Raw genomic sequence first — 17,990 nt, forward strand, 5'->3', positions numbered from 1 at the left:
CAGCGTCGCCCGGCCTTTCCCTCAGCCAGAACAACCCCAAAGCAAACCGTCCAGATGGCCCGCGAGGCCGGGGACGCGGGCGACCGTAACCATCCGGAGAACCCAGTGCTTTTGTCTCTCAAGGGAGTTTTCCCGCCCGCCATCCTGGCGCTTGCAGACGGCACGGTCTTTCTCGGCCATTCGATAGGAGCTGCTGGCTCCACCGCCGGCGAGGTGGTGTTCAACACCGCCATGACCGGCTACCAGGAAATCCTCACCGACCCGAGCTACTGCCAGCAGATCGTCACGCTGACCTATCCGCACATCGGCAACTACGGCGTCAACGGCGAGGACATCGAAGCCGACAAGGTCCATGCCGCGGGCCTCATCATCAAGGACCTGCCGCTGCTGGCCTCCAACTTCCGCATGACTGGCACGCTGGCCGACTACCTGGCACGCCAGAACACCGTGGCCATCGCGGGCATCGACACCCGCAAGCTCACGCGCCACCTGCGCACCCACGGCGCGCAGAACGGCTGCATCGTGGCGCTGGCGCAGGGCGCGCAGCCCACACACGGCGTGATCGACGGCGCCATTGCCGCCGCCAAGGCCACGCCCAGCATGGCGGGGCTGGACCTGGCCCGGGCCGTGTCGGTACGCCAGACCTACGAATGGACGCAGACCGAGTGGAGGCTCGCCAACCTTGGCGGAGGGGCCAACGGCAAGCCGGGCTACGGCGTGCAGATCACCCCGCGCTTGCACGTGGTGGCCTACGACTTCGGCGTGAAGAAGAACATCCTGCGCATGCTCGCCAGCCGCGGCGCGCGCGTGACCGTGGTGCCCGCGCAGACCAGCGCGGCGGACGTGCGCAAGCTCCAGCCCGACGGCATTTTCCTCTCCAACGGCCCGGGCGATCCCGAGCCGTGCGACTATGCGATCGCCGCCACGCGCGAACTCATCGATGCCGGCATTCCCACCTTCGGCATCTGCCTGGGCCACCAGATCCTGGCGCTGGCTTCGGGCGCCAGCACCTTCAAGATGAAGTTCGGCCACCACGGCGCCAACCACCCGGTGAAGGACCTGGACACGGGCCGCGTCAGCATCACCAGCCAGAACCACGGCTTCGCGGTCGATGAGAAGACGCTGCCCGCCAACCTGCGGCCCACGCACGTCAGCCTGTTCGACGGCACGCTGCAGGGGCTGGCGCGCACCGACCGGCCCGCGTTCTGCTTCCAGGGCCACCCGGAGGCATCGCCGGGGCCGCACGACATCGGCTACCTGTTCGACCGTTTCATCGCCTTGGTGGAGAAGAAGTAAATGCCCAAACGCAGCGACATCAAGAGCATCCTCATCATCGGCGCCGGCCCGATCATCATCGGCCAGGCCTGCGAGTTCGACTACTCCGGCGTGCAGGCCTGCAAGGCCCTGCGCGAAGAGGGCTACAAGGTCATCCTGATCAACAGCAACCCGGCCACGATCATGACCGACCCGGCCACGGCCGACGTGACCTACATCGAGCCCATCACCTGGCAGACGGTCGAGAAGATCATCGCCCGCGAAAAGCCCGACGCCATCCTGCCCACCATGGGCGGGCAGACGGCGCTGAACTGCGCGCTCGACCTCTGGCGCCACGGCGTGCTGGCCAAGCACGGCGTGGAGCTGATCGGCGCCACGCCCGAGGCCATCGACAAGGCTGAGGACCGGCTCAAGTTCAAGGACGCGATGACCAGGATCGGCCTGGGATCGGCGCGCTCCGGCATCGCCCACAGCATGGACGAAGCCTGGGCCGTGCAGAAGACGGTCGGCTTCCCCACCGTGATCCGCCCGAGCTTCACCCTGGGCGGCACGGGCGGCGGCATTGCCTACAACGCCGAGGAGTTCGAGACCATCTGCAAGCGCGGCCTGGAAGCCTCGCCCACCAGCGAGTTGCTGATCGAAGAATCGCTGCTGGGCTGGAAAGAGTACGAGATGGAAGTGGTGCGCGACAAGGCGGACAACTGCATCATCATCTGCTCGATTGAAAACCTGGACCCCATGGGCGTGCACACCGGTGACTCCATCACCGTGGCGCCGGCGCAGACGCTGACCGACAAGGAATACCAGATCATGCGCAATGCCAGCCTGGCGGTGCTGCGCGAGATTGGTGTGGACACGGGCGGCTCCAACGTGCAGTTCTCGGTGAACCCCAAGGACGGCCGCATGATCGTCATCGAGATGAACCCGCGCGTGTCGCGTTCGTCGGCGCTGGCGTCCAAGGCCACGGGTTTTCCCATCGCCAAGGTGGCGGCCAAGCTGGCCGTGGGCTACACGCTCGATGAATTGAAGAACGAGATCACGGGCGGTGCCACGCCCGCGTCGTTCGAGCCTTCCATCGACTACGTGGTCACCAAGATCCCGCGCTTTGCATTCGAGAAATTCCCCACGGCCGACAGCCGCCTGACCACGCAGATGAAGTCCGTGGGCGAGGTCATGGCCATGGGCCGGACTTTCCAGGAATCGTTCCAGAAGGCGCTGCGCGGTCTGGAAGTGGGCGTGGACGGCATGAACGAGAAGACCCAGGACCGCGAAGTCTTGGAGAAGGAGCTCGGCGAGCCCGGCCCCGAGCGCATCTGGTACGTGGGCGATGCCTTCGCCGCCGGCTTCACGCTCGATGAAGTGCACGACCTGACCAAGATCGACAAGTGGTTCCTGGTGCAGATCGAGGAGATCGTGAAGATCGAGCTGGAACTGGAAACCAGGGCCCTGGGCGACCTGGACGCGCAGACCCTGCGTGCGCTGAAGCAGAAGGGTTTCTCCGACCGCCGGCTGGCGTACCTGCTCAAAACCACCGACCAGGCCGTGCGCGAGGCGCGCCGGCGCTTGAACGTGCGCCCGGTCTACAAGCGCGTGGACACCTGCGCGGCAGAGTTCGCCACCAACACCGCCTACATGTATTCCACCTACGAGGAGGAGTGCGAGGCCGAGCCCACGAGCAGGCAGAAGATCATGGTGCTGGGCGGCGGCCCCAACCGCATCGGCCAGGGCATCGAGTTCGACTACTGCTGCGTGCACGCCGCGCTCGCCCTGCGCGAGGACGGCTACGAGACCATCATGGTCAACTGCAACCCCGAGACCGTCTCCACCGACTACGACACCAGCGACCGCCTGTACTTCGAGCCACTCACGCTCGAAGACGTGCTGGAGATCGTGGACAAGGAAAAGCCCACGGGCGTGATCGTGCAGTACGGCGGCCAGACGCCGCTCAAGCTCGCGCTGGACCTGGAGGCCAACGGCGTGCCCATCGTCGGCACCAGCCCCGACATGATCGACGCAGCGGAGGACCGCGAGCGCTTCCAGAAGCTGCTGCAGGCCCTGAACCTGCGCCAGCCGCCCAACGCCACCGCCCGCACCGAGGCCGAGGCGCTGCAGAAGGCCGCCACGCTGGGCTATCCGCTGGTGGTGCGCCCCAGCTACGTGCTGGGCGGGCGGGCCATGGAGATCGTGCACGAACAGCGCGACCTGGAGCGCTACATGCGCGAGGCCGTGAAGGTGAGCAACGATTCGCCCGTGCTGCTCGACCACTTCCTCAACAGCGCCATCGAATGCGACGTCGATTGCGTGCGCGACGCCTCCGGCGCCACGCTGATCGGCGGCGTGATGGAGCACATCGAGCAGGCCGGCGTGCACTCGGGCGACTCGGCCTGCTCGCTGCCGCCCTACAGTCTGAAGGCCGAGACCGTGGCCGAGCTCAAGCGCCAGAGCGCCGCGATGGCCCAGGCGCTGAACGTGGTGGGCCTGATGAACGTGCAGTTCGCCATCCAGGAGGCGGACGGCAAGGACGTGATCTACGTGCTCGAGGTCAACCCGCGCGCCAGCCGCACCGTGCCTTTCGTCAGCAAAGCCACGGGCATCCAGCTCGCCAAGGTGGCCGCGCGCTGCATGGTGGGCCAGACGCTGGCCGGCCAGGGCATCGCGGGCGAGGTCACGCCGCCGTACTTCAGCGTGAAGGAGGCGGTGTTCCCGTTCGTCAAGTTCCCCGGCGTGGACACCATCCTGGGGCCGGAGATGAAGTCCACCGGCGAGGTGATGGGCGTGGGCCAGACCTTCGGCGAAGCCTACGTGAAGAGCCAGATCGGCGCCGGCACCCGGCTGCCGCGCGCGGGCAAAGCCTTCATCTCGGTGCGCAACGCCGACAAGCCGCGCGCGGTGGAGGTGGCGCGCGGCCTGGCCGCGCTGGGCTTCACCCTGCTGGCCACCAAGGGCACGGCGGTGGCCATCAACGCTGCGGGCATCGCCTGCACGCCGGTCAACAAGGTGGCCGAGGGTCGTCCGCACATCGTGGACATGGTGAAGAACAACGAGATCGCGCTGGTCATCAACACCGTGGAGGAACGCCGCAACGCCATCGCGGATTCGCGCGCCATCCGCACCTCGGCCCTGGCCGCGCGCGTGACCACCTTCACCACCATCTTCGGTGCCGAGGCGGCGGTGGAGGGCATGCGCAGCATGGACAACCTCGACGTGGTCTCGGTGCAGGAAATGCACGCCCGGCTGGCCGCCTGAAACCCTGCCGGCAGCCTGCCCGTGGCCACGGGGCGCGGGCGGCAAGTTCGGCATAATTGGCGCCAATACCATCACCGCTGGGCGGCAACGCCTGGCGGTTTTCATTTTGGAGAAGACGAGCACATGGCAACCATCCCCATCACCAGGCGCGGCGCGGAGAAGCTCAAGGAGGAGCTGCGCCAGCTCAAGACCGTGGAACGGCCTGCGGTGGTCGCGGCCATTGCCGAGGCGCGCGCCCAGGGCGACCTGAGCGAGAACGCCGAATACGAGGCGGCCAAGGACCGCCAGGGCTTCATCGAAGGCCGCATCCAGGAAGTGGAGGGCAAGCTCTCCGCCGCGCAGATCATCGATCCCTCGGCGGTCGACGCGGGCGGCAAGGTGGTGTTTGGCGCCACCGTCGAGTTGGAGGACGAGGACAGCGGCGCCGCCGTGCGCTACCAGATCGTCGGCGAGGACGAGGCGGACCTGAAGCTTGGCCTCATCAACATCTCCAGCCCCATCGCCCGCGCGCTGATCGGCAAGGAAGAGGGCGACACCGCCGAGGTGCAGGCGCCCAGCGGCGTGAAGCGCTACGAGATCATCGCGGTGCGCTACGAATGAGCGCCCTGGCCCGTCGCCTGCCGGTCTTCGCCGCAGCACTCTGGTGGGGCAGCCTGACGGCCATCGGCTTCATCGCCGTGCCGCTGCTGTTCGCCCACCTGCCCACGCCGGCCATGGCCGGCTATGCGGCGGCGCGCATCTTCACGGCGCAGACCTGGGTGTCGCTCGCCTGCTGCGTGCTGCTGCTCATCGCTTCCAAGCAAAATGAGCCCGCAGCGCCCGCAAATACTGCGGTAGCAGCTATCGTTTTCATAGTGCTGGGGCTGCTGCTGGCGCTGCTCGTGGAATATGCCGTGGCGCCGCGCATCGTGGCGCGGCAGAACCTGCGGCTCTGGCATGGCGTGGGCACCGCGATGTACGCCGTGCAGTGGCTTTGCGCTGCCGCAACCTTGTGGAAAGTGTCCTCGGCTACAACGCACGATCAGGCAGCGCCGCTGCCATAGCAGCTACCGGCGGGTGGCGCATGCCAAGGCAAGGAAGGTCATGGAGTCGCAACTCATCCGCATCGGGCATGGGTGCAGTACCTTATGGCGGTACTACTCTTGCCGGAACTTACGCAAGCAAGGATGCGCCAGCGCGCTGCGCACAAGGAGTGAGTGTCTTGCCTGAACCCGTTTTGCGTAAGTCGTAGCCTTGCTGCGCAACCTGCCCCCAGGGCTCACTCTCGCCACTCGCGCCCCACCCATTGCGCCGGCTCGATGTGCCGGAACCGCTTGTTGCGCCGCCCTGCCAGAGCGTCCGGGGGGTTGCATTCGCCGTGGAAGACCACGATGCGCGCGCCCTCGGGCACGAACGGCTCCTTCCAGTAATTGGTGGGCCAGGGCGGGATGCCGTGGTACTTGAAGCTCGGGCACCAGGCATCGGGCCAGTAGTCGAGCTGGCCCTGGCGGTGCAGCCAGTCCGACAGGAATGCTTGCTCGTTGCGAAAGCGCGCCTGCACCTCGTCCATGTGGGCGCGGAAGTACGCCAGCACGTCGGCGTGCGCGCCCAGCGCGAAGCGGTAGACGGATGAGTTGCCCGTGATGCGCCCGGCCTGCCAGAACCGGCGGTAGTCGTGGATGATGCGAAAAGGGCCTGGCAGTGCGAAGAAGTCGTCGAGCGGGCCGACTATCACCACGTCCAGGTCCAGGAACAGCGCGGTGCCGCGCAGGCCGTGCAGATCGGCTTCGAAGGTGGTGAGCTTCTTCCAGGCGCCGTCGCGCTGGCCTGGCGCCAGGTGTAGCGCCAGCGGCGGGATCGGCAGGCACGCCACCTCGGGCCGGATGCCCGCGCCGTCATCGGTCAGGCAGACGAAGCGGAAGTCGCCGCGCAGGTGGCGGCGCACCATGGCGTAGAGGCGGTTGACGTATTCGGGGCCGTACTTGGTGCCCCACTTCATGCAGAGGATGTGGCGCTGGCCTGCAGGCTCCCGCGGCACCGTGGAGGAAGCAGCCACGCTCTCAGCGCACCTGGTTCTTCTTCACCGACTTCTTGCGCGGCTTCTTGGCGCGCTTGACCAGCCCGCCTTGCGTCAGGCGCTGGTTGCCCAGCACGCGCAACTGCTTCACCTCGGGCCGCTGGCCGCCGCGCGAGCTGTACTTGAGCACCTTCACGTCGCGCGGGCCGGGCATGCGGTCCTCGTCCACGGCGCGGGCTTTTTCGGGCATGGGGCGCCATAGCACCAGCAGTTTGCCGATGTGTTGCACGGGGGCCGCGTTCAGCGCGTCTGCGAGTTGCTGGTAGATCTGCTCGCGCGCGGCGCGGTCGTCGGCGAATACGCGCACCTTGATGAGCCCGTGGGCGTTCAGCGCGGCATCCACTTCTTTCTGTACCGCAGGCGTCAGGCCATCGCCGCCGATGAGTACCACTGGGTCCAGATGGTGCGCCAGGGCACGCTGTTCGCGGCGCTGGGCCGGGGTCAATTGGATGTGGGGCATGGGCTCTATTATCCGTGGCCGCTGCGCGCCTTCACAATGGAGGCCATGAAGGTCAAAACCCAGAGCAAGAAGGTGAACAAGGCGTGGCTCAACGATCACGTGAACGACACCTATGTGAAGCTGGCCCAGAAAGAGGGCTACCGCGCCCGCGCGGCCTATAAGCTCAAGGAGATCGACGAGACGCTGGGCCTGATCCGCCCCGGCCACGTGGTGGTCGACCTGGGCTCCACCCCCGGCGCCTGGAGCCAGTACGTGCGGCGGCGCCTGTCGCCCCAGGGGGCGGCGGCGGGTGAACTCAACGGCGCCATCATCGCGCTGGACATCCTGCCCATGGAGCCGGTGGAGGGCGTGACCTTCCTGCACGGCGACTTCCGCGAGGCCGAGGTGCTGCAGCGCCTGGAAGATGCGCTGCAGGGCCGCAGCGTGGACGTGGTGGTGTCGGACATGGCGCCCAACCTGTCGGGCATCGCCTCGGCGGACATGGCGCGCATCTTCCACCTGGTGGAGCTGGCGGTCGATTTTGCCCGGCACCACCTCAAGCCCGAAGGCGCGCTGGTCGCCAAGGTGTTCCACGGCGCGGGCTACAGCGAACTGGTGCAGCTATTCAAGGGCGCGTTTCGCGTGGTCAAGCCAGTCAAGCCTAAAGCCTCGCGCGACAAGTCGTCGGAGACGTTCTTGGTGGGGATGGGGTTGCTGCGGTAGCCGGGGCTGGTGGCGTGGACTCTGGGTGCTCCAGCGATCGGGGTGAACCTAAAAACGGCAGTTGAATCCCCGAAATTCGAGCAAGTGCCTGTCACGCATTGCGTTTCCATGCTTTCCAGACTCACCCATCTGAAACTGCTCTGCAGTCACTTTGAAGTCTTTGGAAACCCGCATGGATATTGGGTTTCTTCAGTTTTTCGGTTGGTTCAACTGCCGTTTATAGGGTTTGAGGGACTTGCAGAATTCGGATGAATTTTTTAAACGCGCCAACGTGCGCTCAAAATAGACTGCGACCCCTCCCCCTACGCTGAACATGAAAAACGCCTCAAAACGCACGAGATCGCCTCCAAATCAATTTGCCCAAAATGGCCTCTAAAAATTCTCGTCAAAATTCCTCAAATCTTAGAAATTTTGCTTAAATTTTAAGCAAATTTAGACGAATTTCGGCAAAAATAATTCTGCAAGTCCCTCGTTTGACCATTATTCACCACCGGCAGCCGCGCCACCGCGTCGAGCCCCGCCGCCGCGCCATCCGTGCCGGTGCGGTTGGCCAGCGCCACGCTGCCGCCCAGCGCCCGCGCGATCTCGCGGCAGATCGTCAGGCCCAGGCCCGTGCCGCCATGTGCGCCGCCGGTGGAAAACGGCTCGAACAGCCGGGCCGCCAGTTCCTCGCTCACTCCCGGCCCCTGGTCGGCGATGGTCAGCACGGCCCATGCGGGCTGCCCGGGCGGCTCCAGCCGCAGATCGACGGCCAGCACGCTGCCCACGGGGGCGTGGCGGATGGCGTTGTGCAGCAGGTTGCGCGACAGCTCGCGCAGCATCCATGCGGGCGCGCACACCGGCGCGGGCACGGTGGCGATGCCGAAGTCCAGGTCGCGCTCGGCCACCAGGGGCGACAGCTCCAGCGCCAGCGCGCGCACTTGCGCGGCCCAGTCGGCCACGGACTGCTCGCCCGGCTGCTGCTGGCGCGTCTGCTCCACGCGCGCCAGCGCCAACATCTGGTTGGCGAGCTGGGTGGCGCGCGCCACGGTGCCGGCGATCTCGGCTAGCGCCTGCGCGGGCGGCAGGTCGCCGCGCTGGGCCGACTGCGTTTGCGTCTTCAGCACCGCCAGCGGCGTGCGCAACTGGTGCGCGGCGTCGCGCACGAAGCGCAGTTGCTGCGCCAGCAGTTGCGCCAGCCGAGCCATCACGTGGTTGGTGGCTTCCACCAGCGGCTGCAGTTCGCGCGGCGCGTCGGGCGCGGCGATGGGGGTCAGGTCGCCTTCGGGGCGCGCCTGCAGCTCGGCGCTCAGGCGGCGCACCGGGCGCGTGGCGCTCTGCACCACCAGCACCACCACCAGCGCCACCACGCCGAGCAGCAGGGTCTGCAGCCGCACGGTGTCCCACAGAATCTCGCGCGCCAGCGCGTGGCGCAACTGCAGCGTTTCGGCCACCTGGATCACCGCCATGCTGCGGCCCCGCGTGCTGGCCACGGGCTGCAGCAGCACGGCCACGCGCACGGGCTGGCCGCGAAAGCTGTCGTCGTAGAAGTCCACCAGCGCCGCATAGGGCGGGCGCTGCGGAATGCTGCCGTGCCAGAACGGCAGTTCCGGAAAGCCCGAGATGACCTCGCCGCGCAGCGTGGATACGCGGTAGACCATGCGGGTATGGTTGTCGGTCTCGAAAGCCTCCAGTGCGGCATAGGGCACGGTGGCGCGCAGCGTGGCCTGGTCGTCGTAGCCCTGCACGTCGAGCTGTTCGCTGATGGTCTTGGCCGAGGCCAGCAGCGTGCGGTCGTAGGCGGTGTTGAGCGCGATGAGCGTTTCGCGGTAGAGGCTGGCCGTGTTGAACGCCACGATGGCTGCCACCGGCAGCAGGATGCCCGCGAGCAGGCGCCGCCGCAGCGACAGCCGGGTGGCGCCCGGCGCGTTCAAGCCTCCACCTTCAGCAGGTAGCCCAGGCCGCGCAGCGTCATCAGCGTGGTGCCGGTGCCCGCGAGCTTCTTGCGCAGGCGGTACACCACCACCTCCACCGCCTCGTACTGCACTGCGGCCTCGCCGGGGAACACCAGATCGAACAGCCGCTCCTTCGATACCGCGCGCCCGGCCTGTTCCATCACCGCGTGCAGCAGCGCCAGTTCGCGCGGCGTCAGGTCCATCACGCGGCCCAGGTGGTAGATGGCGCCGTTGGCATGCTCGTAGCGCAGCGGGCCCACGGCGATGTCGCGCGCCGCCGTTGCCGCGCCGCTGCGGCGCGCCAGCGCGTGCAGGCGCGCCTCCAGCTCGTCGAGGTCGAAGGGCTTGGCCAGGTAGTCGTCGGCGCCGCTGTTGAGGCCCAGCACGCGGTCGCCTACGGCGGCACGCGCGGTGAGGATGATGACCGGCGTGCGCAGCCCCTGCCGGCGTGCGCGGTCCAGCACCTGCAGGCCGTCGAGGCCCGGCAGGCTCATGTCCAGCACCACGGCGTCGGGCGGCTGGGCGGCCCAGCGCGCGAGCGCGTCCAGCCCGTCGCCCGCGGCCTGCACCTGCATGCCGCGGTGCTGCAGCGCGCGGCACAGCGTGGCCTGCATCGCGGGGTCGTCTTCGACAAGGAGAACCTGCATGGGGGCGCACCATAGCAGCATCGCGCGCGGCGCCATTGCGCCCTGGTGTTTTCCCTGATGGGGCGGACAGCCAATTGACAGCCGGCACGCGCATGATCGTGGGGTTCAACCCATAAAAGGAGACGACCATGCGCCGCAACACCTTCCTTCAATCCCTGACTGCGCTCGCCGTGGCCGGCGCGCTGCCACTGACCGCGCGCGCGGGCGGCAACTTCAAGCTGATGCTGCCGGCCAACCCCGGCGGCGGCTGGGACACCACGGGCCGCGCGCTCGGCAAGGCGCTGCAGGACGCCAAGGTGGCCGACACCGTCACCTACGACAACAAGGGCGGCGCGGCGGGTGCCATCGGGCTGGCGCAGTTCGTCAATTCGGCCAAGGGCGACCCGAACGCGCTGATGGTCATGGGCGCGGTGATGCTCGGCGGCATCATCACCGGCAAGCCGCCGGTCAGCCTGAGCCAGGCCACGCCGCTGGCGCGCCTGACCAGCGAATACAACGTGTTCGTGCTGCCCGCCAACTCGCCGCTCAAGACCATGGCCGACGTGGTGGCGCAGCTCAAGAAGGACCCGGGCAGCGTCAAGTGGGGCGGTGGCTCGCGCGGCTCCACCGAGCACATCGCCGCGGCCATGATCGCGCAGAAGGTTGGCGTGGACCCGGCCAGGATCAACTACGTGGCCTTCCGTGGCGGCGGCGAGGCCACGGCGGCCATCCTGGGCGGCAACGTCACCGTGGGCGGCAGCGGCTACAGCGAGTTCGCCGAGTACATCGCGGCGGGCAAGATGCGCGCCATCGCCGTCACATCGGGCGAGCGGCTGCCGGGCATCGACGTGCCCACGCTCAAGGAGCAGGGCATCGGCGTTGAGATCGGCAACTGGCGCGGCGTGTACGGCGCGCCGGGCATCACGGCGGCGCAGCGGCAGGCGCTGATCGACGGCATCGTGGCCGCGCTGAAGTCGCCTTCGTGGGCCGAGTCGCTGAAGAAGAACGACTGGACGCCCGCCGTGCTCACGGGCGACGCGTTCGGCAAGTTCGTGGACGAGGAGTTCGCCAGCCTGCGCGACACCATGACCCGGGCCGGCATGGTGTCCTGATTCCTTTCGTGCCTTGTGCGGGCCCCTCGCCGCCGGCGCGGGGCGCTGCGTTTCCCTTTCTTCCGTCCGCGTCCCGCCATGAACACCACCACTCCCACTGCGGAGGCCGATGCCGCGCCGCCTGCATCCCCCTTGCCGCAAACGCTGGTCGGCATCGCCGTGCTGCTGGGCGGACTGGGCCTGGGTTACGGCGCCCTGGGCATCTCGTCGCAGGCGGGCTATAGCGGCGTGGGCCCCAACTTCCTGCCCTGGCTGGTGGCCGGCGCGCTCACGCTCTGCGGCGCCTGGATCATCTGGGAGGCGCGCACCGGGGGCTTCCGCGAAATGCAAGCGCCCAGCGGCGCGGCGCACGGCTACTGGCCCGGCTTCGTGTGGGTGTCCGCCGGGCTGTTGGCCAACGCGGCGCTCATCACCACCATCGGCTTCATCCTGAGCTGCACGCTGTGCTACGTGCTGGCCGTGCAGGGCCTGCGCCGCGCGGCTGGGCAGGCGGCGGGGCGGGCGCGCACCTGGGCCATCGACGTGCTCACCGGCTTCGTGATTTCCGCGCCCGTGTTCTGGGTCTTCACGCAGTTCCTGGCGATCAACCTGCCGGGCTTGACTTCAACAGGCTGGTTTTGACCATGGACATCCTCAACGCACTCCTGCACGGCTTCGCCGCGGCCATCACGCCGATCAACCTGCTCTGGGCGCTGTTCGGCTGCGCGCTGGGCACGGCGGTCGGCGTGCTGCCGGGCATCGGCCCGGCGGTGGCCGTGGCCATGCTGCTGCCCATCACGGCCAAGGTGGACGTAACCGCCTCGATGATCTTCTTTTCGGGCATCTACTACGGCGCCATGTACGGCGGCTCCACCACCTCCATCCTGCTCAACACGCCGGGCGAGACAGCCAGCATGGTGACGGCGATGGAGGGCAACAAGATGGCCAAGAGCGGGCGCGCCGGCGCGGCGCTGGCCACATCGGCCATCGGCTCGTTCGTGGCCGGCACCGTCGCGACCGTGGTGGTCACGCTGTTCGCGCCCTACGTGGCCGACTTCGCCGTCAAGCTCGGGCCGCCCGAATACTTCCTGCTCATGGTGCTGGCCTTCACCACCGTCAGCGCGGTGCTGGGGCAGAGCGCGCTGCGCGGGCTGACCGCGCTGTTCCTGGGCCTGGCCGCGGGCTGCGTGGGCATGGACCAAATCTCGGGCCAGGGGCGCTACACGGGCGGCATTCCGGAGCTGCTCGACGGCATCGAGATCGTGCTCGTGGCCGTGGGCCTGTTCGCCGTGGCCGAGGTGCTGTACGCGGCGCTGTACGAGGGCCGCGTGGTCGAGGGACGCAACCGCATGAGCCGCGTACACATGACCGCGCGCGACTGGCGGCGCTCCATCCCCGCGTGGCTGCGCGGCACGGCCATTGGCACGCCGTTCGGCTGCATCCCGGCGGGCGGCACCGAGATCCCGACCTTCCTGAGCTATGCCACCGAGAAGAAGCTCGCCAAGGGAGAGGATCGGGCCGAGTTTGGCACCGTCGGCGCCATCGAGGGCGTGGCCGGGCCCGAGGCGGCCAACAACGCCACGGTGACGGCAGCGCTGATCCCGCTGCTCACGCTGGGCATCCCGACGAGCAACACCACGGCCATCCTGCTCGGCGCGTTCCAGAACTACGGCATCCAGCCCGGGCCGCAGCTCTTCACCACCTCGGCGGCGCTGGTGTGGGCGCTGATCGCCTCGCTCTACATCGGCAACGTGATGCTGCTGGTGCTCAACCTGCCGATGGTGGGCCTGTGGGTCAAGCTGCTCAAGATTCCCAAGCCGCAGTTGTACGCGGGCATCCTGATCTTCGCCACCGTGGGCGCCTACGGCATGCGGCAGAGCGCGTTCGATCTGTTTCTGCTCTATGCCATGGGCGTGCTCGGCGTGGTGATGCGGCGCTTCGATTTCCCCACGGCGCCTGTGGTGGTCGGCATGATCCTCGGGCCGTTGGCCGAGGCGCAGATGCGCAACGCCATGTCCATCGGCGAGGGCAGCGCTGCAGTGTTCGTGCAGCGGCCCATGTCGCTCGCGCTGATCGTCGTCGTGGCGGCGGTGCTGCTGCTGCCGCGCCTGCTGCGGGTCTGGGCGGCGCGGCGGCGCCTGCCGGCCACGCACGCAGCCTGATGCGGCTTGCCTGCGCTGTCGGCGCGCCTGCGTGCCGCAGGGCGCGCCGGGTTCCGGTCAGCCTAGAAACGGCAGTTGGATGCGCCTGCCGGTGCCGTGATCGGGGTGCCAGGCAAGGCGCGACGACGCGGCGGGCTACTGCCCGCAAGGATGAGCAACGCCGCATGGCGCGCCGAGCACGGTGCTGGCAGGTGCATAGCGCTCTCACCCATGAGGTGAACGCCATCGAAGCCGTCAACGCTTGATTTCATGCGGCTTGTCAAGGGATACAAAGCGGTCAACTGCCGTTTCTAGGGTCAGTCGGCGCCCGGCACGTCCAGCCCTTTGCGCACCGCGGGCCGCGCCGCGAACGCGTCGAGCGCGCGGCGCACATGGGCGAAGCCGTCGAAGCCCACGATCTCGCCCGCGCCGTAGAAGCCCACGAGGTTGCGCACCCACGGGAACACGGCGATGTCGGCGATGGTGTAGTCGCCGCCCATGATCCATTCGCGGCCCGCGAGCCGCTGGTCGAGCACGCCGAGCAGGCGGCGCGATTCGGCCGCGTAGCGGTCGCGCGGGCGCTTGTCCTCGTAGTCCTTGCCCGCGAACCGGTGGAAGAAGCCGAGCTGGCCGAACATCGGCCCCACGCCGCCCACCTGCCACATCAGCCACTGGATGGTCTCGTAGCGGGCAGCGGCGTCCTGCGGCGCGAAGCGGCCTGTCTTGTCGGCCAGGTAGAGCAGGATGGCGCCCGACTCGAACAGCGCCAGCGGCCGCCCGCCCGGGCCGTCGGGGTCGAGGATGGCCGGGATCTTGTTGTTCGGGCTCAGCGACAGGAACTCGGGCGAGAACTGGTCGTTGCTGTCGAACGCCACGCGGTGCGCCTCGTAGGGCAGGCCGGTTTCCTCCAGCATGATCGACACCTTCACGCCGTTGGGCGTGGGCAGCGAATAGAGCTGCAGGCGCTCGGGGTGGCGCGCGGGCCACTTGCGGGTGATGGGAAAGTCGGACAGCGGGTTCATGGTGCGGTGTTTTCCGTGGTGGGTTGGGGGGCGTATTCCCAGCCGCCGAGGTGCTCCTGCGCGATCGCGCCGAGCGCGTCGATCCAGGCGGGGCTGTCGTTGAGGCACGGGACGTAGCGGAACTCCTGCCCGCCCGCGCGCAGGAAGGCGGCGCGGACTTCGATGTTGATCTCCTCCAGCGTCTCCAGACAGTCGCTCGTGAAGCCGGGGCACATCACGTCCACGCGCCGCGTGCCGCCCTGGGCCAGCGCGACCAGCGTGGGCTCGGTGTAGGGCTCCAGCCAGCGGGCCTTGCCGAAGCGCGACTGGAACGTGACGCGCACGCGGTCCGCCGCCAGCCCCAGCGCCTGCCCCAGCAGAGCCGCCGTCGCCAGGCATTCGCGCTGGTAGGGGTCGCCCAGGCGCACGGTGCGCTCGGGAATGCCGTGGAAGCTCATCACCAGCACATCGGCCGGGCCGCCTTCGCGCAGCCAGTGCTGGCGCACGCTCTGCGCCAGCGCGGCGATGTAGCTGGGATGGTCGTGGTAGCCGTTGACGAAACGCAGCTCCGGCAGCCGGCGCGTGCGCCGTGCCCAGGCATACACCGCGTCGGCCACGCTGGCCGTGGTGGTGCCCGAGTACTGCGGGTACAGCGGCAGCACCAGCACGCGCTCGATGCCCTCGGCCATGAGGGCGTCGAGCTGCGACGCGACGGACGGCTGCCCATAGCGCATGGCGTGGCGCACCTGCGTGCGCAGGCCCGCCTCGCCCAGCCAGCCGCGCAGCAGCACGGCCTGCCTGGCGGTCCAAACGGCGAGCGGCGAGCCCTCGGGCGTCCAGATGCTGGCGTACTTGGCGGCGGATTTCGCGGGCCGCGTGCGCAGGATGACGCCATGCAGGATGGGGCGCCACAGCACGGGTGGAATCTCCACCACGCGCGGGTCGGACAGGAACTGCGCCAGATAGCGCCGCAACGCCGGCGCGGTGGGCGCGTCGGGCGTGCCGAGGTTGCACAGCAGTACGGCGGCGCGAATGGCGGGTGGGGTTGTCGAGGGCATGGGCGGGGGGGCGAATTCGATGCGGTATTCTCCGTGAGAATCATGCTCGACCTTGCCCGCATCCGCGCCATCACGCTGGACCTCGACGATACCCTGTGGCCCGTATGGCCCGCCATCGAGCGCGCGCAAGCGGTGCTGGCGCAATGGCTGCGAGCCCATGCGCCCGCGACCGCCGAGCGCTACCGCACGCCCGCGGCGCTGCGCGCCATCCGCGACCAGGTGGAGCGCGACCGCCCCGACCTGGGCCACGACCTGGGCGCGCTGCGGCGCGAATCCATCCGCCTGGCGCTGGCGCAGGCGGGCGACGACCCGGCGCTGGCCGAGCCCGCGTTCGCGCTGTTTTTTGCCGAGCGCCAGCGCGTGGATTTGTACGACGGTGCGCTGGACCTGCTGGCCTTCCTGTCGGCCCGCTACCCCGTGGTGGCGTTGTCCAACGGCAATGCCGACGTGCATGCGGTGGGCATCGGCCGGTATTTCGCCGCAGCGCTCAGCGCGTGTGAATTCGGCGTGGGCAAGCCCGACCCGCGCATCTTCCACGCTGCCGCGCGGGCCGCGGGCGTGGAGCCGCACGCGGTGCTGCACATCGGCGACGATGCCACGCTGGACGCGCAGGGCGCGCTGGGCGCGGGCATGCAGGCTGTATGGATCAACCGCACCGCGCAGCCCTGGCCACATGCCGGGCCGGCGCCCGCCACGGTGGACGGCCTGGGACAGTTGCATGGCTTGCTGCGGTAAGGCGGCAGGTCGCATGCCTGATGCTATCAAAAAAGTAGCTGCCAGCGCAATATCTACGGGCGCTAGTGTAGTTTTCGATGCTTGGCGGCACAAATAAAAGCGATGCGTTTTGGCGCAGGGCAAGGCGCAAACCACAGCGATAGCCGTAGCTATCGCGAGGATTTGCAACGCCGCCATGCGTCAAAAGGCGCGGTTTTATGTGCTGCTTAGCGTTGAACACTGCACTAGAGCCTTTTTTCATTCAGAACCCGCAGCCACCGCCCGCGCCGCCTCGATGCCGCTGCGCACCGCGCCTTCGAGCGTGGCCGGATAGGGGCCCTGCACGTAGTCGCCGCAGGCCAGCAGGCCGGGCGCGATGCGTGCGGCGGGCCGCCGCAGGCCGGGCGTGCAGGCGAAGGTGGCGCGCTTTTCCACCACCGTCTGCACGATGCGCGGCGCGGGCAGGCCCAGTTGCACCTGGGCCTGGCGCAGCACCTGGGCTTCCAGGGCGGCGCGCTCGCCTTCGAACGCGCTTGCCACGAACGCCAGCAGCCCTGCCGGGCCGCCGAGGTGGCCGCGGTCGAACACGAACTGCGCGGGCGCATCGGCGGCCTGGCGCAGCGCCAGCATCGGCAGCGGCAGGCACCGGGCCACGGCCTGGGCGTCGGCCTGGGCATATACGGTGGCGATGGCGGTGAAGGCCAGCGCCTGCGCGTCGTCGGCCCAGGCGTGCAGGGCGCCGGCATGCGGCGACTGCGCGCAGCCGCGCACGAGGCGGGCCGCTTCGGTGCTGGGCGTGGCCAGCAATACGGCGTCGAACTGCGCGCCGTCCACGCTCCAGCGCGTGCCGGCAGCCGCACCCATGGGCGCGATGGCCTGCACGCGCCGGCCCCATTGAACCGCGTGCCCGCGTTCGGCCAGCCATTGCGCCGCGCGGGCTGGGAACAGCGCGCCCAGGTCCACGCGCGGCAGCAGCAGATTGGAGCCGCCGCGCCCGCTGAACAAGCCGTCCTGCAGTACGCGCAGGAACACCGCGCCGCTGGCGGCCTGGGCCGGCGTGTTGAGGGCGGAGACGCAGAGCGGCTCGATGAATTCGTGCAGCAGCCGCGCCGGCAGGCCCGCGCACAACCGCGCCACCGACGTTTCGGGGCTGCAGCGGAAACCGCGCAGGCGCCAGGCCGCCGCCGCGCGCAGCAGCGCCAGCCGCTCGCGCGCCGTCCAGCCGCGCGCGCGCAGGATGCCCGCGATCGCATCCCAGGGCGGGGCCAGGTCGGGCAGCGCAAGCCCGCTGCCATCGGGAAACACGAGCGCCAGCGGCAGGCGCAGCAGCGCCGTGCCAGGTTCCACGCCCACCGCGCGCATGAGCCGCAGGCATTCGGCATAGGCGCCGATCAGGATGTGCTGGCCGTTGTCGAGCGTGAGCGGCGCGCCATCGTCATCATGGTCTAGAACGGCCCTGGCGCGCCCCCCGGCTGTGCGGGTTGCTTCGAAAACCGTAGCGCCATGGCCGGCCCGCACCGCCGTCACGGCCGCCGCCATGCCGGCCCAGCCGGCGCCGACGATGGCGATGTTCATGGAGCGCAGGCCGCAGCGGCGGTCTGCCTGACGGGAGGTTTCGCCGCCGGGCTGCCCGAAGGCGAAATGCGGCCCCAAGGCCAAGCGAAGCGCAGGGCACGCCTGCGCTTG

The 17,990-nt window shown here is 68.7% G+C and carries 16 protein-coding genes; 9 read left to right on the forward strand and 7 right to left on the reverse strand.

The window, feature by feature from the left end:
- The first annotated feature begins 105 nt into the window (after positions 1-105).
- The 4 genes from carA (at position 106) to PY257_RS02250 (ending at position 5,564) form a co-directional block, all read left to right on the forward strand.
- On the forward strand, positions 106-1,296 hold the full coding sequence (carA, locus tag PY257_RS02235; protein WP_275738391.1) for a glutamine-hydrolyzing carbamoyl-phosphate synthase small subunit: 1,191 nt from the start codon (positions 106-108) through the stop codon (positions 1,294-1,296).
- Complete coding sequence (gene carB / locus PY257_RS02240; RefSeq protein ID WP_275738323.1) at positions 1,297-4,521, forward strand: carbamoyl-phosphate synthase large subunit; 3,225 nt, start codon at positions 1,297-1,299, stop codon at positions 4,519-4,521.
- 123 nt (positions 4,522-4,644) lie between these two features.
- Positions 4,645-5,121, forward strand: a complete 477-nt coding sequence (gene greA / locus PY257_RS02245) for a transcription elongation factor GreA (protein ID WP_275738324.1) — start codon at positions 4,645-4,647, stop codon at positions 5,119-5,121.
- Entirely contained in the window at positions 5,118-5,564 is a 447-nt protein-coding gene (locus PY257_RS02250) for a DUF4149 domain-containing protein (protein ID WP_275738326.1), read from the forward strand. The genes greA and PY257_RS02250 overlap by 4 nt, the downstream gene beginning before the upstream one ends.
- Before the next feature lie 215 nt (positions 5,565-5,779).
- Here the strand turns inward: PY257_RS02250 and PY257_RS02255 are convergent, their stop codons facing one another.
- Entirely contained in the window at positions 5,780-6,499 is a 720-nt protein-coding gene (locus tag PY257_RS02255; protein WP_275738328.1) for a glycosyltransferase, read from the reverse strand.
- Positions 6,500-6,560: 61 nt separating this feature from the next.
- Positions 6,561-7,037, reverse strand: coding sequence for a YhbY family RNA-binding protein (locus tag PY257_RS02260; protein ID WP_275738330.1), 477 nt, complete (start codon positions 7,035-7,037; stop codon positions 6,561-6,563).
- Positions 7,038-7,082: 45 nt separating this feature from the next.
- On the opposite strand from PY257_RS02260, the gene PY257_RS02265 reads away from it, so the two are divergent.
- Positions 7,083-7,739, forward strand: a complete 657-nt coding sequence (locus PY257_RS02265; RefSeq protein ID WP_275738332.1) for an RlmE family RNA methyltransferase — start codon at positions 7,083-7,085, stop codon at positions 7,737-7,739.
- Positions 7,740-8,161: 422 nt separating this feature from the next.
- On the opposite strand, the gene PY257_RS02270 is transcribed toward PY257_RS02265, so the two are convergent.
- Together PY257_RS02270 and PY257_RS02275 are read right to left on the reverse strand one after the other, a co-directional pair.
- On the reverse strand, positions 8,162-9,652 hold the full coding sequence (locus PY257_RS02270; protein ID WP_275738334.1) for a sensor histidine kinase: 1,491 nt from the start codon (positions 9,650-9,652) through the stop codon (positions 8,162-8,164).
- Positions 9,649-10,320 carry a response regulator transcription factor gene (locus PY257_RS02275; RefSeq protein ID WP_275738336.1) on the reverse strand — a complete coding sequence of 224 codons (672 nt, stop codon included), beginning with the start codon at positions 10,318-10,320 and terminating at the stop codon, positions 9,649-9,651. Before PY257_RS02275 ends, PY257_RS02270 begins: the two co-directional genes overlap by 4 nt.
- A gap of 128 nt (positions 10,321-10,448) precedes the next feature.
- On the opposite strand from PY257_RS02275, the gene PY257_RS02280 reads away from it, so the two are divergent.
- The 3 genes from PY257_RS02280 to PY257_RS02290 all read left to right on the forward strand — a co-directional run bounded on the left by PY257_RS02280 (position 10,449) and on the right by PY257_RS02290 (position 13,552).
- On the forward strand, positions 10,449-11,411 hold the full coding sequence (locus tag PY257_RS02280) for a Bug family tripartite tricarboxylate transporter substrate binding protein (protein WP_275738338.1): 963 nt from the start codon (positions 10,449-10,451) through the stop codon (positions 11,409-11,411).
- Positions 11,412-11,489: 78 nt separating this feature from the next.
- Positions 11,490-12,032 carry a tripartite tricarboxylate transporter TctB family protein gene (locus PY257_RS02285; RefSeq protein ID WP_275738340.1) on the forward strand — a complete coding sequence of 181 codons (543 nt, stop codon included), beginning with the start codon at positions 11,490-11,492 and terminating at the stop codon, positions 12,030-12,032.
- A 2-nt stretch (positions 12,033-12,034) separates the two neighbouring features.
- A complete protein-coding gene (locus PY257_RS02290) occupies positions 12,035-13,552 on the forward strand; it encodes a tripartite tricarboxylate transporter permease (protein ID WP_275738342.1) in 1,518 nt (505 codons plus the stop codon).
- 296 nt (positions 13,553-13,848) lie between these two features.
- On the opposite strand, the gene PY257_RS02295 is transcribed toward PY257_RS02290, so the two are convergent.
- Together PY257_RS02295 and hemH are read right to left on the reverse strand one after the other, a co-directional pair.
- Positions 13,849-14,553 carry a glutathione S-transferase N-terminal domain-containing protein gene (locus PY257_RS02295; protein ID WP_275738344.1) on the reverse strand — a complete coding sequence of 235 codons (705 nt, stop codon included), beginning with the start codon at positions 14,551-14,553 and terminating at the stop codon, positions 13,849-13,851.
- On the reverse strand, positions 14,550-15,590 hold the full coding sequence (hemH, locus tag PY257_RS02300; RefSeq protein WP_275738346.1) for a ferrochelatase: 1,041 nt from the start codon (positions 15,588-15,590) through the stop codon (positions 14,550-14,552). Before hemH ends, PY257_RS02295 begins: the two co-directional genes overlap by 4 nt.
- A 42-nt stretch (positions 15,591-15,632) precedes the next feature.
- On the opposite strand from hemH, the gene PY257_RS02305 reads away from it, so the two are divergent.
- Positions 15,633-16,325 carry an HAD family hydrolase gene (locus PY257_RS02305; protein ID WP_275738393.1) on the forward strand — a complete coding sequence of 231 codons (693 nt, stop codon included), beginning with the start codon at positions 15,633-15,635 and terminating at the stop codon, positions 16,323-16,325.
- A 237-nt stretch (positions 16,326-16,562) separates the two neighbouring features.
- Here PY257_RS02305 and hpnE read toward each other — a convergent pair whose 3' ends face one another.
- Entirely contained in the window at positions 16,563-17,879 is a 1,317-nt protein-coding gene (hpnE, locus tag PY257_RS02310) for a hydroxysqualene dehydroxylase HpnE (RefSeq protein WP_275738349.1), read from the reverse strand.
- Between the last annotated feature and the right edge of the window lie 111 nt (positions 17,880-17,990).

Source organism: Curvibacter soli, assembly GCF_029211125.1.
Classification (GTDB): domain Bacteria; phylum Pseudomonadota; class Gammaproteobacteria; order Burkholderiales; family Burkholderiaceae_C; genus Curvibacter_A; species Curvibacter_A soli.

Excerpts from the sequence above, each read along its gene's own strand:
- carB (WP_275738323.1), top strand. The coding sequence starts at position 1,297 with ATGCCCAAACGCAGCGACATCAAGAGCATCCTCATCATCGGCGCCGGC.
- greA (WP_275738324.1), top strand. The coding sequence starts at position 4,645 with ATGGCAACCATCCCCATCACCAGGCGCGGCGCGGAGAAGCTCAAGGAG.
- PY257_RS02250 (WP_275738326.1), top strand. The coding sequence starts at position 5,118 with ATGAGCGCCCTGGCCCGTCGCCTGCCGGTCTTCGCCGCAGCACTCTGG.
- PY257_RS02255 (WP_275738328.1), bottom strand. The coding sequence starts at position 6,499 with ATGAAGTGGGGCACCAAGTACGGCCCCGAATACGTCAACCGCCTCTAC.
- PY257_RS02260 (WP_275738330.1), bottom strand. The coding sequence starts at position 7,037 with ATGCCCCACATCCAATTGACCCCGGCCCAGCGCCGCGAACAGCGTGCC.
- PY257_RS02265 (WP_275738332.1), top strand. The coding sequence starts at position 7,083 with ATGAAGGTCAAAACCCAGAGCAAGAAGGTGAACAAGGCGTGGCTCAAC.
- PY257_RS02275 (WP_275738336.1), bottom strand. The coding sequence starts at position 10,320 with ATGCAGGTTCTCCTTGTCGAAGACGACCCCGCGATGCAGGCCACGCTG.
- PY257_RS02280 (WP_275738338.1), top strand. The coding sequence starts at position 10,449 with ATGCGCCGCAACACCTTCCTTCAATCCCTGACTGCGCTCGCCGTGGCC.
- PY257_RS02285 (WP_275738340.1), top strand. The coding sequence starts at position 11,490 with ATGAACACCACCACTCCCACTGCGGAGGCCGATGCCGCGCCGCCTGCA.
- PY257_RS02290 (WP_275738342.1), top strand. The coding sequence starts at position 12,035 with ATGGACATCCTCAACGCACTCCTGCACGGCTTCGCCGCGGCCATCACG.
- PY257_RS02295 (WP_275738344.1), bottom strand. The coding sequence starts at position 14,553 with ATGAACCCGCTGTCCGACTTTCCCATCACCCGCAAGTGGCCCGCGCGC.
- hemH (WP_275738346.1), bottom strand. The coding sequence starts at position 15,590 with ATGCCCTCGACAACCCCACCCGCCATTCGCGCCGCCGTACTGCTGTGC.
- PY257_RS02305 (WP_275738393.1), top strand. The coding sequence starts at position 15,633 with ATGCTCGACCTTGCCCGCATCCGCGCCATCACGCTGGACCTCGACGAT.
- hpnE (WP_275738349.1), bottom strand. The coding sequence starts at position 17,879 with ATGAACATCGCCATCGTCGGCGCCGGCTGGGCCGGCATGGCGGCGGCC.